Source organism: Gilliamella sp. B3367, assembly GCF_026536825.1.
Taxonomy (GTDB): domain Bacteria; phylum Pseudomonadota; class Gammaproteobacteria; order Enterobacterales; family Orbaceae; genus Gilliamella; species Gilliamella apicola_E.
Window position 1 is genome coordinate 270,118 of record NZ_JAFNNJ010000002.1, and the last position, 12,800, is coordinate 282,917.

Consider the following 12,800-nt stretch of genomic DNA (forward strand, 5'->3'; position numbering starts at 1 on the left):
CTATTATTTATTATCAGCATTAAGTTTAGCTAAGCGAATCGTAACCGCATTTTTGTGTGCAGTCAGTTGCTCAGCTTGTGCCATTAGCTCAACTGCTGTACCTATCGCTTTCAATCCATCAGGCGTTAATTTTTGTACAGTCATCCGTTTTTGAAAATCTGGTAACCCGAGGCTTGAATAAGTTGAAGTATAACCATAAGTAGGCAATACATGATTTGTACCTGATGCATAATCGCCAGCAGACTCTGGTGACCAATCACCGATAAATATTGAACCGGCACTATTAATTTTATCAACCAGTTGATCCGCATTTTTAGTTTGAATAATTAAATGCTCAGGCCCATAACGGTTGCTGATATCTACACATTCTTCTAAATCGTTGGTTACAATAAGTCGGCTTTCTTTCAACGCTTTTTCAGCAATATCTTGGCGCGATAGTTGCATAAGTTGTTTATCAACCTCAATCGAAACTTCCTGTGCAATCTTCTCATCAGGAGTAAGTAGTACCACTTGTGAATCCGGTCCATGTTCAGCTTGAGAAAGTAAATCAGCAGCTATAAAAGATGGATTAGCAGAACTATCGGCGATGACCAATACTTCAGAAGGGCCTGCTGGCATATCAATAGCTGCACCATCAAGACGTTGGCTTACTTGACGTTTGGCTTCAGTAACATAAGCATTACCCGGGCCAAATATTTTATCGACTTTTGGAACTGACTCGGTACCTAATGCCATTGCAGCAATCGCTTGTGCCCCACCTAGTTGATAGATTTCTGTTACACCGCAAAGTTCAGCTGCATACAAAATTTCATCAGCAATTGGGGGAGGTGAGCATAAAATCACTTTACGACAACCAGCAATTTTAGCTGGAATAGCGAGCATTAAAACAGTTGATAATAAAGGAGCAGAACCTCCTGGTATATAGAGACCAACAGAATCAATAGGTCTAGTGACTGACTGGCATTTGATACCAGGCATAGTTTCAACTGTTATGGTCTGTCTTACTTGTGCCTGATGAAATTTTTCAATATTGCTTACAGCCAATTGCATTGCCTGTTTTAAATCCGATTTGACACGACTAGTTGCTGTTTTTATCTCACCTTCAGTTAATTTAATTTGATTGGTTTGAGTTTTATCATATTTACTACTCAATGCTTTGAGGGCTTGGTCACCATTTTGTTTAACCTGTGTCAAAATATCTTTAACCACTTGGCTAATAGAATCTGAGGCAGCAATTGCCGGGCGAGTTAATAATTCTGCTTGCTGTTCTTTAGAACAATTTTGCCAATAAGAAAGCTTCATTTGATTACTCCATCATTTTTTCAATTGGTAATACAAGGATTGAACTAGCACCTAATGCTTTTAGTTTTTCCATGGTTTCCCAGAATAATGACTCAGTGCTAACCATGTGTAATGCTACCCGATTTTGTTCACCGGTTAATGGTAAAATAGTTGGATTTTCTGCACCAGGTAATAGCGAAACAACTTGATCTAAAACTGCTGTTGGAGCGTGAAGCATAATATATTTAGATTCACGAGCTTGAATTACACCTTGAATTCGAGTCATCACTTTATCGATTAGGGCTTGTTTAGTGCAGGACATTTCACCTTCACGTTGAATTAAGCATGCTTTAGATTTATAAATGACTTCTATTTCTTGTAAACCATTGGCCTCAAGAGTTGCACCACTTGATACCAAATCACAAATTACATCAGCTAAACCAGCTCGAGGAGCCACTTCAACAGAACCATTAAGCAAACAAGTTTTAAAACTTACATTATATTGAGAGAGATAACGGCGGAGTAGGTGAGGATAAGTTGTTGCTACACGCAAATTATTTAAGCACTCAGGACCTGTATAGTTAAAGTCACGAGGGGCGGCAATAGATAAACGACATCCTCCAAAATCAAGTCTACGTAATTTTTTATATTGTGGATTATAACCTTCAGCTTGCCTATCTAGAACTTCTTCTTCTAAAACATTTTCGCCCACAATACCAATATCAACTACGCCATCAATCACAAGGCCTGGTATATCGTCATCACGAACGCGTAAAATATCAATTGGCATATTTTCAGCGAAAGCAATTAGACGTTGCTCTTGTAGATTAATTTTGATACCACACTGAGCTAGTAATTTTTTTGACTCATCACTTAAACGTCCTGATTTTTGCATTGCTATACGTAAACGTGAATTATCCAACATGTTATTCTCCCTAAATAAAATTATTAACCACAAACAAAAAACCCTCGGAAGTTTGATCTTCCGAGGGTTCTCTATTTGCTTTTGCGAAATCACCGGAAGACCATTTGTCTTCCAGCACCAATCGCCCGAAGACTATTCAGGAATGATGGTGATGATGGTGTTTAGTCATACAAAAACAATTCATAAAAATTAAAACCTTTAAATTTAACTGTTGTACAAAATATAACAGAAACGATTAATGAGCAATATCTTTTTGTTAATTTATTGAAATAAATTGTAAGCAAGCGATTATTATTAACCATAATGACTTATCAAATATAAATATTTAATCATTTATTTTTACGATTAATTATAAGATTTGTTTTAACTTATGGCTGACTTTATAACGACTATAATCAGCAATTTTATTTAAGAAGTTCTCTAGACTATTATTTTCAAAGTGGCAGACAATCATATAACAACCATCACCAGTAATTTTGTAAAATTCGGAAACCTCATCAAAAGATTTTACTAACTTTTCAAACGATTCAAATTGATTTGAATTCATATAAATAGTAATAAATTGTAATTGAGATTTTTGCTCTTTAATGGTGAATTTTTCGATAATATGATTATTTAATAACTCTTGCACACGTTGACCAACTGCTTGGCTTGACAAGAATACCTTCTCTCCAATCTCTCGCCAAGATTGACGACTATTCTCTTTTAACTCATTTAATATAGCGCGATCTTTTTTATCCATATTTTCATTTTGAAAGCGAACTGCTGTTAATTCCTTCAATTTACTATGTTATTTAAAAGTTAATACCTGCAGAATAATAACATAAAACATTATAAAGGAGAGCAAAATGACGCAAGCATTAATAATTATTGATGTGCAAAATGATTATTTCCCTGAGGGAAAATACCCATTAAATAATACCGAACAGACGTTGAAATATATTTTAAAGTTACAAAATTATTTCCGTCAAAAGCAATTGCCGATTATTTATATACAGCACGTTAATCAAGATGTTAATGCCGCTTTTTTTGTAAAAAATAGCGACGGAAGTCAGTTACATTCTAAATTACTTCCTCTTGAAGAGCATAATGAATTTATTGTTCAAAAAGCATATCCAAATAGCTTTTACCAAACTCATTTACAACAGAAGTTAGAGCAATTAGGTATATCACAATTAGTGATTTGTGGAATGATGAGTCACATGTGTGTTGATTCCACCACTCGCTGTGCATTTGAACTAAATTATCAACCAATTTTGATTCACGATGCTTGTACTACTCGTGATCTTAACTTTAGTGGCAATATTATTGCATCACAAGTAGTTCATGATAGTTTTATGTCTGCATTAATGAAGTTTGCAACAGTAATGAAGTGTGAATCGTTTATACAAAAATTTAATGAAGTGAATAACTGAAATACTATCTTGAACTTTAATAATTGAAGTAAAAATTCTTATTTTTGACATTAATATTTATCTGTGATAATACTAGCTGATATCAAAATAATTTGATATTAATTATTCTGTTAGAGGTGTATTACATGTTTCAATCCGTTGGAGGGCATCATGTAGCAAGAGAGGTTATTATATTATTATTCTTGTTGCCAATTTTTTATTTCTTTTATGTTTTGTCGTTCATAGTTATCTTTGCAAGAATGAATCGAATTATTAGAGCAATTCTTGCAACTATAATTTTGGCTTTAGCTATTTATATTTCAATCAATGCTAATTTAGAGTTTTTTGTATTTTTTCTTTCAGCTATTGTTTTTCCGCTTATCATTCGTTTTTGCCAATCAGAAACGAAAAAATATTTTGGTTCAAGACATAAATTGGCTTCTCTATTGAGTTATATATTATTACCATTATTTTGTACTTTCTTTTGGCCGACTTATTTAATCATAGTACCTGGCGTGACTAAGTATTTAGAAAATAGACCAAGTAGCGAGTGTAAAAAAAATGGACGTTTAGTTGAACTGTCCAAAGATGCAATCTTACGTATTTATCCGAATTCTAAATATTCACCATTTTGGGTTATTGAAGGATATAATAGTGCTAATGTTTCAGAAAGAAAATTTTGCGAGAAGTTTTCTAATGATGTAGCTCATAAAATTGATAAAATTAGTGATATTAGAATTGACTCGAGTGATATTTGCCTTCATCCAACATCCAAAGCATTAACTGCTTATTGCAATAATATAAAAAATGAAAATTTACAATTTAACAATTTAGATATTGATTTTTTTAGAACTAATAAGAATAGCTCTGATGACAGTTCATTTAAAATATTTCAAGAAAACTTAGAGTATGCAAAAAGTAAAGAAAACTGCGATTATTGTTATAATAAATTTATAGAGAGTAATCAATTTGACAATAATATAGTTCTGTATAGATTTAAAAATAATAATATTCTAATTGTTCCCCAACCAAATTGGTTACCTATTCAATCTGAACCTTTAGTAATTAAATGTTCAATTGATAATGATTTAGGATGTCATTATGTTTATGAATATAAAGGGGATTTCAAAGTATCACTTCACTATGAATTTATTAGTCATGATAATAAAGCTAATTATGGAGAGGAACCCATTTACAACCAAGAGTTCATTGATAAATATTTAGAAGGTGCTAAAAAAGCCGCTTTAGTAGTTGAAGATTTTATTGAGAGTCTAAGTGACAAGCAAGATATGGTGGATTGAGACTTTAGTTAAATAGTTTCAAATTACTTGCCGATTGATGTTAGTTTATATTTTATGGATTGATTTCAGATAAAGCTTTCAATGCTTAGATAAATTTACCCAGAATATACAGATTATAGTTTTCTTATTATCAATAAATAAACAATCAAAAAATTGTAGCGTAATATGTTTAATAAAATAGATTATATAAACATAACTGGTTTAAATAAAATATAATTATTTGAATGTTAAGATAGGGAAGAGTAATAAACAATATCGATAGGAAAACTAAGCCATTATTAAAACTAGATTGAACTATTTATTTAAGCGATAAATCAAAATTAGAGGAAAGGTAATCATTTTTACCTTTCCTAGAAATTTAACATATTATGACTCGATAATTTGTGGATATTTTTTACCAGATAGAACACTAAATCTGCCGGTTCCAAGCAATGAAAGACTAAAAGCAGTTAAAGACATAAATGCTGGATATTCCCAACCACCACCTGGATTAGTAAATGACCAACCATTAGCCCAATGCACAATAGTTATTATGGCTAGTTGAAAAAAGGCAATTAATGCAACAGCGCGAGTTAGAATACCTAATAGCAACAATGCACCGCCACCAATTTCAAAAACGATTACAATATAAGAAAAGAACCCAGGAAAACCAAGAGTGTGAAAATACTCTGCGGTACCTTCTGGTGTTAGAACAAGTAACTTTGTAAAACCATGAGCTAAAAACATCATACCTAAAGCAATTCGTAATACGAAAGCAGCTACATCAGTTTGATATTCTTTCATTGTGTGTTTCCTATATTAAGTTAACAAAATAATAAAAATCTTATATATCTATTACTTATTTGAAACATAGGATACTGCATGTGAGATTGTCTCACAGTTAACAATCAATAGTAAAGGAACATTAAAATATTAAAGTTCTTCTTATCAATATGAATTAGTACTATTAATTGCGATAAAATAGCGGTGCGACTAATGTCGCACCGGTATTACTTACTTATTGTTGGTGTCGAATAGAATTGGTATTTAAATTTGTTTGCCTAAATTATGTTTCTAAACATTCAAATTTTATTGGGTAACATTATATATCAAAAATGAGACTTTAGTCTCATTTTTTTAAAATATTTCACAATTAATAATTTATTATTTAAAATGAAAGAAATGGAGTAAAATTAATATAAGTCAAAAAACACTGTTATGAGCAAATTTGAAACTAGTTCTTTGAACAACTTTACAAGTCTTAAAAAAAAGAATTATGAGCGACTATTAGAGATTGCTTTGGACTCATTAGAAAATGGAATTGAACCTACGATTACTGAGTTAGCTGATAAATCAGGAATCTCAAGATCGACTGCTTATCGCTATTTTCCAACACAAAATGATCTGATATCGGCAGTGGTTAATCGTTCACTTGATCCTATTTTACAATGGCATACAGACGAACAAAATATAAGCCAAAGAGTTAATGAATTCATATCGTTTGCTTATACTGAAATGATAAAACATGAAGGTGCTATAAGAGCGACGATGCGATTATCTTTGCAACAATGGGCTAATGAGCGTTCTAAATCAGCACCTAATACAACAAAACGAGTACGGGAAAATCGTAAAGAGGTAATTTCGAAATTATTACAACCGTTACAATCACAGCTTAGTGAAGAGCAATATAATAAAGTCATTTATACCATATCAATCATCTGTGGTTCGCAAATAACGGTTTTAAAAGATGTTTGGAATTTAGATGATTCATATATTATATCGCTTTCTCAATGGATAGCTAACGCTATCATTAATCAAGCGAAAAATGATGCTAACACTTAACGTGTTTTTTTCCTATTCCTTTCTAAGTTTTTAAAACGAAAAATTATTCAAAACACTGCCATATTAGACAGTGTCTTTCTTTTATAACTATAAATTTTAGAAACAGATATTTTTTTAATGGTATTGAATTGGTTGTTGGTTTTGTTCATCGTGAACTAAAAACAAACAGGTATTGCTGGTTAAAACAGCTTGTTGTAAACGCAGTTTATCTTGCTCATTAAGATCATTAACACATGCAACTACATAACTACAGGTTTTACTTTGTAATGCTTTCTCAATAGTAGATACTAAATTTTCATTATTCAAATTAGCTAAATGAACAACTTTTTCTTTATCTAGTCCAGCAGTATTCACCCATGAACGTTTCAGCATCGGACGATCTGATAGCCATAATTGCCATTTTTTCTCTTTATTAAATGAACGTAATAAAGGTCGCTGTTGTTGTAACACCTGTTGAAAGGGTGTTTCAAAATTGATAGCCATAAGTTGTGGTGAAGAATGTTCAATAAGCATAAAAACCTCGATACTGTTTGCATATACAGTGTATATTAATACAGTAATTTGAGGTTGTAAATACTATTTGTGATCATTTTTTATATTGTTTTGGGTTAATATACCTTCATGAACGAAAAAATTGATAGGTAAAAAAGCCTAAAAATGTCATTAAAACTGAGCCAGTAACATGAACAGCAATGGTCGCTAATCCCCAACCAATACGACCTTCTTGAAGAAAATTAACAATTTCAGCTGAAAATGTTGAAAAAGTAGATAACCCACCACAAAAACCTGTAATTATCAGCAATCGCCACTCAGCAGAAAGATTTGCATGATTAAAAAAAGCAATTGCAAAACCAATAATATAACCAGCGATCAAATTAGAAAATAATGTACCTAGAGGAATAGCAAAAGCAATGACATTTAATTTTAACGATAAGAACCAGCGAAGCAATCCTCCGAAAACTGAACCGATTGAAATAGCTAAAATAAGTTTCAACATAAATGGGCAACCTTTAAATCATAAATTAAACCTGATCATATCAGTAGAGCATCCAATTGGATATCTTTTTGAAGATAAAATCATTCATTTATTAAATATATTAAATATTCGATTTCAATCGTTATTATTTTTTACTGGTTTGCGCTAAAATATTTAGCTAAATGATTAAATATAAAGGTTATGATAATGTTTACAGGAATCGTACAAGGTGTTGGTCAGATTATTTGTATCACAGATCAGGACAAATTAAGAACCTATAAAGTCAAACTTCCACACAACTTAACAAATAATATTGAAATCGGGGCATCAATAGCAAATGATGGCTGTTGCTTAACTGTAACCGGAATTGAAAATGACTGCGTAACCTTTGACATTATGCAAGAAACCCTTGCTTTAACTACTCTCGGCAATAAGAAGCAAAACGACTTTGTTAATATTGAACGAAGTGCTAAATATGGTGATGAAATAGGTGGGCATGTAATGTCTGGACATGTCTCTTGTACTGCAACCATTATCGATATCCAAAAAACAGCTACCAACTGTCAAATGACCTTAGCTATGCCAGAAAAATTTATGAAATATGTGCTATATAAAGGCTTTATTGGTATAGACGGCGCAAGTTTAACCGTTGGTGAGGTTAAAGATAACCATTTTAACATTCACCTGATCCCAGAAACCTTATCGATTACTACTCTGGATACCAAAAAAGTAGGGGATAGTGTTAATATCGAAATTGATTCACAAACTCAAGCTATTGTCGATACGGTTGAACGCGTATTAGCAAAATAAATGATTGATCACAAAAGATTATTTAATAATGGTTTATTGCAAAAAATAGACTTTTTATTGAGGTAAAAGCAAACTATTAAAAGCATCAAACCATTATTATTGAATTAACTTATAATATAAGTTATTACAAACATTTATCCCTTTTAAAAAAAATAAACTCAGCTATTTAATAGGATGAAAATATTAAAGATATGCTTTACTATCTGAAATGAATCATCCAAATAATCATCATTCTTAATTTATACATTAAAAAGAAATATAAAATAGTAATTTCATGTCAAATGACTAAATGTATTACCTCATTATTAAGACCTTTATAATCATCTAGATTAAGAAAAATACCCCATTTTAAGATTGCTATTCACGCAATCAGACTTTTCAACATTGGTTATTATCACATTTGATTCCAGATTAATCTGGAAAAAAATGTAATCGTCTTATTTATTTACCTAACTATACTTTAAATCATCATGAAGGTATTACATATAGAAAAAGGAGTTGAGTAATGGAAAGACAGATCAAATTACTTAAACTACTTTTTAGCCAGTCAGAATTTAAACCGGCTGCTTTTTTTAGTTCAAAATTATTAATTTCAACTAAAACCGTATATTGCGATATTGAGAAACTAAACGAACGTTTAAAAACGATACCGAATATGGATATTCGAATCGAAAAGTCACCTCGTAAAGGATTAATTTTATTAGGTCAAAAAACGGATATTGAAACAATAATTAATTATTTAGAACAAAAAAATAGTCACAGTTATTTTAATAAAAAATCACGGCGATTAAGTCCTGAATACCGTCGCTTAGATATTGTTAAACGATGTTTATTAAATAGTGAAAACGTATCACTTGAGCAATTATCTTTTGACTATTTAGTCAGTAAAACATCATTACACAAAGATATCGAATTTATTAATCGTGCGCTTGAACAAGAAAATATCGTATTAACCGTCACCCACAAAGGAATTCATGTTGACGGTAATGAAAATCAAATACAACGAGCGATTAAACATTTTCTCTCCTTATATATTCACAAACAAGATGACTATTATCTAAATCAATTGATGAAATCCTTTATTGGGGATGATTCGTTTGAACAGATAAATCGATTACTGTTTGAACGTTTTGAATCGGTCGTTGCACAATCTACTGAGCATTATCTATCTTCGCTACTGATATCAATTACCATACAACTTAAGAGATTGTGTTTGGGATATTCAATTCCTGAAGAAAATGATTTTTTATTTAATCATATTCGATATATGCAATCCTACTTAATTGCCTCGGAATTGGCAAAAACACTTGAGTCAACTTTTCATGTGGCGTTTCTAACCAATGATATTAAATATTTAAGCAAACTGTTTTTTGCTCATCGAATCATTGATGAAAATATCATTGTTGATGACAGTTTTTATGAACAAATTATCTTCAGGATCATAAAAAAAATTGGTGATATTGAGAATGTAGATTTAACGGGTGATAGTAAATTGTTTCACTCTTTATTGTCACATTTTCCATCGATGATTACTCGTTTACAAAAGAAAATCCGTATTATAAATCCAATATTAGACGAGATAAAACAAGAATATTCTAAATTATTTAGTGTGTTATGGTATGCACTTTCAGACTTAGAACGTAAATTTGACATCCATTTAAATGATCATGAAATCTCATTTTTATTGATTCATTTTCAAATAGCTTTAGATAAAGCCGCGGATGCAAATAATATTGTCATTATTTGCCAATATGGGTGCTCATCATCAAACTTAATTTTAAATAAAGTACGAAAACTTTTACCGTCGAAAGATAACATCGAAGTCTATTCTGTTTCAAAATTAAATTCGACCAAACTTAGTAATGTCGATTTAATCATCACTACACTTGATATCAACAACATTAATAAACCAATTGTCAAAATATCGTCATTATTAAACAATCAAGATTACCAAAATATTATCCAAGCTTACGCCAACTATGTTCTTAATAAACAACCCGATTTTTTAGACAATTACTATCCAACAACAGCTAAATTCGTTAAAGCCGATTTAATTGAATTAAACGTTGATATTCAACACAAAAATGAATGCCTTAACTTACTGATAAATAAGCTTGAAGAGAAAGGATTTGTAACTAAAAACTATCGTGATTCAGTGTTATATCGTGAAGAAATCGGTGATACCTCGATTGAAAATGGAATTGCTTTACCACATGGTTCACCAATGTTTGTTATCAAATCAAGCATATCAATCATGACCTTAAAACAACCGATCAAATGGGGCATGATTGATGTCAGCATCATTATCATGGTTAGTCTTTCGGAGAACAATATTAATAGTATTAATGACGTTTTCACTGAAATTTATGAAATAGTCTCGAATAAACAGGCAATTTCATCCTTAAAAAATCTCACAAACTTTAAACAACTTAAACTATTTTTGGACAATCAAAGAGGAATCAAGAATGTACTTTGATCAGCATTTATGCCTATTCAATATTGAGGCAAAAACTAAAGAAGAGATCTTAACAACAATGGCACAAATGTTATTTTCACATGGAATTGTTAAACAAGACTATTTAGATGGAATTTTGCAAAGAGAAAAACAATATCCAACAGGATTATTAATTAATTCCGTCGGTTTTGCCATACCACACACTGATTCTTCAAAAGTTAATCAGTCACAAATTTGCTTTGCATCCCTAAAAAATCCAATCATTTTTTCTGGTATGACTGATGATAAAGAACAAATCCCAGTCAAATTCATTTTTATGCTAGCAATGAAGCAGCCACATGAGCAAATTGAAAATTTACAGAACCTTATTGGCTTATTTCAAAATGATGAGCAAATAAAATTATTAGAAAAGTGTCAATCAATTAACGATTTTACCTCTATTTTAAATAGCGCAGGCGTTAAATAGGGTTGATTAATTTTATCAAGGAGTTACAAATGGATAGTGTCATTAATATTTTTCAATGGTTAATAGATCTTGGTGGAGTGGTTTTTTTACCAATCATCATTTTTATCATAGCCTTATTTTTTAGAGTCAGTTTTTCCAAAGCGATAATGTCGGGTATTACCGTCGGTATCGGTATCGTTGGTCTTGGATTAGTTATCGGTTTACTATCTGACACTTTAGGTGTTGCCATCCAAAAAATGGGTGAACAGTATGGAACATCATTAAGTATTATGGATATTGGTTGTGGAGTAGGTGGGCCATTGGCATTCTCAACTACATTGGGGTTATTGCTAATTCCAGCATCATTAATTATCAATTTCTTATTTATCTCACTCGGTTGGACTCGAACTTTAAATGTCGATATCTGGAATTTCTGGTTTGCGATTTTCCTAGGTTTAGTGGCATATTCAGTCACAGGTGAATATTGGGTTGGTATCATTGGCTGTATAACTGCAGTAATGTTGCAATGGTTTTTAGCCGATCTATTACAGAAACCAATAAGCTCATTTTTTGGTTATCCTGGCATTGCTATTACTCACCTCATGGCATTATCGGGTGCAATTGTCGCAATCCCATTAAATTGGATCTTTGACCGAATTCCAGGTTTAAATAAATTAAATGCCGATTCAGAAACGCTAACCAAACGTTTTGGTATCTTTGGTGATACTGTTGTTATCGGATTAATCATCGGTATTGTCGTTGGGATTTTAGCCAATTATGATGTTCCAAAAATTGGTCAGCTAGGTATTTCAACTGCTGCAATCATGAAAATTATGCCAAAAATGGTTGCAATGTTTATGGAAGGCTTACTTCCTGTTGCTGACGCTGCGCGTGAATTTACTAGCAAAAAACTTAATGGAAAACAAGTAAACATCGGAATGGATGCCGCGTTAACTGTTGGTCATCCTGCGGTAATGGCAACTGCGTTAATCATGGTGCCAGTATCATTACTACTTGCTTTGATCTTACCGGGTAACAAAGTACTACCTTTTGGTGATTTAGCCTTCTATGCATTTGGCATTTGCTTAATGGTACCGTTCTTTAAAGGTAATATTATTCGTTCAATCCTTGGTGGCACCATTTACCTAGTTATCTGCCTATATATGGCAACTTGGCTTGCACCAGTCATCACTGATGTATTCCATCTAGCTAATTATGATGTAGGTACAGCTGGTATTGTTACTGTAATTTTATGTGGATTATGGCCTGTAACACTATTTGTACTGTTATTAACCCATATCGGATACCTTGGCCTAATTGGTTTAGCTCTCGTAATCCTTTGCTTGCTTATCTATATCAACAAAATCAAAAAAATTGAAATGTATTAAAAGG

General features: G+C 31.8%; 13 protein-coding genes and 1 other annotated feature. Of the genes, 7 read left to right on the top strand and 6 right to left on the bottom strand.

The window, feature by feature from the left end:
- Window positions 1–3: 3 nt before the first annotated feature.
- The 3 genes from hisD to J3U23_RS04250 all read right to left on the bottom strand — a co-directional run bounded on the left by hisD (window position 4) and on the right by J3U23_RS04250 (window position 2,948).
- Entirely contained in the window at window positions 4–1,302 is a 1,299-nt protein-coding gene (gene hisD, locus J3U23_RS04240) for a histidinol dehydrogenase (RefSeq protein ID WP_267338585.1), read from the bottom strand.
- Between the two features lie 4 nt (window positions 1,303–1,306).
- The gene (gene hisG / locus J3U23_RS04245; protein WP_065563470.1) at window positions 1,307–2,206 is read right to left on the bottom strand and encodes an ATP phosphoribosyltransferase; all 900 of its coding nucleotides are present in this window, start codon (window positions 2,204–2,206) and stop codon (window positions 1,307–1,309) included.
- Between the two features lie 32 nt (window positions 2,207–2,238).
- Window positions 2,239–2,364: a sequence feature (His leader region), on the bottom strand.
- A gap of 191 nt (window positions 2,365–2,555) precedes the next feature.
- Window positions 2,556–2,948, bottom strand: a complete 393-nt coding sequence (locus J3U23_RS04250) for an Lrp/AsnC family transcriptional regulator (protein ID WP_065563469.1) — start codon at window positions 2,946–2,948, stop codon at window positions 2,556–2,558.
- 106 nt (window positions 2,949–3,054) lie between these two features.
- On the opposite strand from J3U23_RS04250, the gene J3U23_RS04255 reads away from it, so the two are divergent.
- Window positions 3,055–3,621, top strand: a complete 567-nt coding sequence (locus tag J3U23_RS04255; RefSeq protein WP_267338586.1) for a cysteine hydrolase family protein — start codon at window positions 3,055–3,057, stop codon at window positions 3,619–3,621.
- A gap of 125 nt (window positions 3,622–3,746) precedes the next feature.
- Window positions 3,747–4,901: a hypothetical protein gene (locus J3U23_RS04260; RefSeq protein ID WP_267338587.1), complete on the top strand. Its 1,155-nt coding sequence runs from the start codon at window positions 3,747–3,749 to the stop codon at window positions 4,899–4,901.
- A gap of 366 nt (window positions 4,902–5,267) precedes the next feature.
- Here J3U23_RS04260 and J3U23_RS04265 read toward each other — a convergent pair whose 3' ends face one another.
- Complete coding sequence (locus J3U23_RS04265; protein WP_065734870.1) at window positions 5,268–5,684, bottom strand: DoxX family protein; 417 nt, start codon at window positions 5,682–5,684, stop codon at window positions 5,268–5,270.
- 414 nt (window positions 5,685–6,098) lie between these two features.
- Here J3U23_RS04265 and J3U23_RS04270 point away from each other — a divergent pair, with 414 nt between their 5' ends.
- Window positions 6,099–6,722, top strand: a complete 624-nt coding sequence (locus J3U23_RS04270) for a TetR/AcrR family transcriptional regulator (RefSeq protein WP_267338588.1) — start codon at window positions 6,099–6,101, stop codon at window positions 6,720–6,722.
- A gap of 114 nt (window positions 6,723–6,836) precedes the next feature.
- Here the strand turns inward: J3U23_RS04270 and J3U23_RS04275 are convergent, their stop codons facing one another.
- Complete coding sequence (locus J3U23_RS04275) at window positions 6,837–7,235, bottom strand: cell division inhibitor SulA (RefSeq protein ID WP_065734868.1); 399 nt, start codon at window positions 7,233–7,235, stop codon at window positions 6,837–6,839.
- A 106-nt stretch (window positions 7,236–7,341) separates the two neighbouring features.
- Window positions 7,342–7,719 carry a fluoride efflux transporter CrcB gene (crcB, locus tag J3U23_RS04280; RefSeq protein WP_065563463.1) on the bottom strand — a complete coding sequence of 126 codons (378 nt, stop codon included), beginning with the start codon at window positions 7,717–7,719 and terminating at the stop codon, window positions 7,342–7,344.
- A 186-nt stretch (window positions 7,720–7,905) separates the two neighbouring features.
- Between crcB and J3U23_RS04285 the strand changes: the two genes are divergently transcribed.
- The 4 genes from J3U23_RS04285 (at window position 7,906) to J3U23_RS04300 (ending at window position 12,796) form a co-directional block, all read left to right on the top strand.
- Window positions 7,906–8,508, top strand: a complete 603-nt coding sequence (locus J3U23_RS04285) for a riboflavin synthase (protein WP_065734866.1) — start codon at window positions 7,906–7,908, stop codon at window positions 8,506–8,508.
- Between the two features lie 505 nt (window positions 8,509–9,013).
- Window positions 9,014–10,984, top strand: coding sequence for a BglG family transcription antiterminator (locus J3U23_RS04290; protein ID WP_267338589.1), 1,971 nt, complete (start codon window positions 9,014–9,016; stop codon window positions 10,982–10,984).
- Entirely contained in the window at window positions 10,974–11,429 is a 456-nt protein-coding gene (locus tag J3U23_RS04295; protein WP_267338590.1) for a PTS sugar transporter subunit IIA, read from the top strand. The genes J3U23_RS04290 and J3U23_RS04295 overlap by 11 nt, the downstream gene beginning before the upstream one ends.
- 29 nt (window positions 11,430–11,458) lie before the next feature.
- Window positions 11,459–12,796, top strand: coding sequence for a PTS galactitol transporter subunit IIC (locus J3U23_RS04300; RefSeq protein ID WP_065563459.1), 1,338 nt, complete (start codon window positions 11,459–11,461; stop codon window positions 12,794–12,796).
- The last annotated feature ends 4 nt before the right edge of the window (window positions 12,797–12,800 follow it).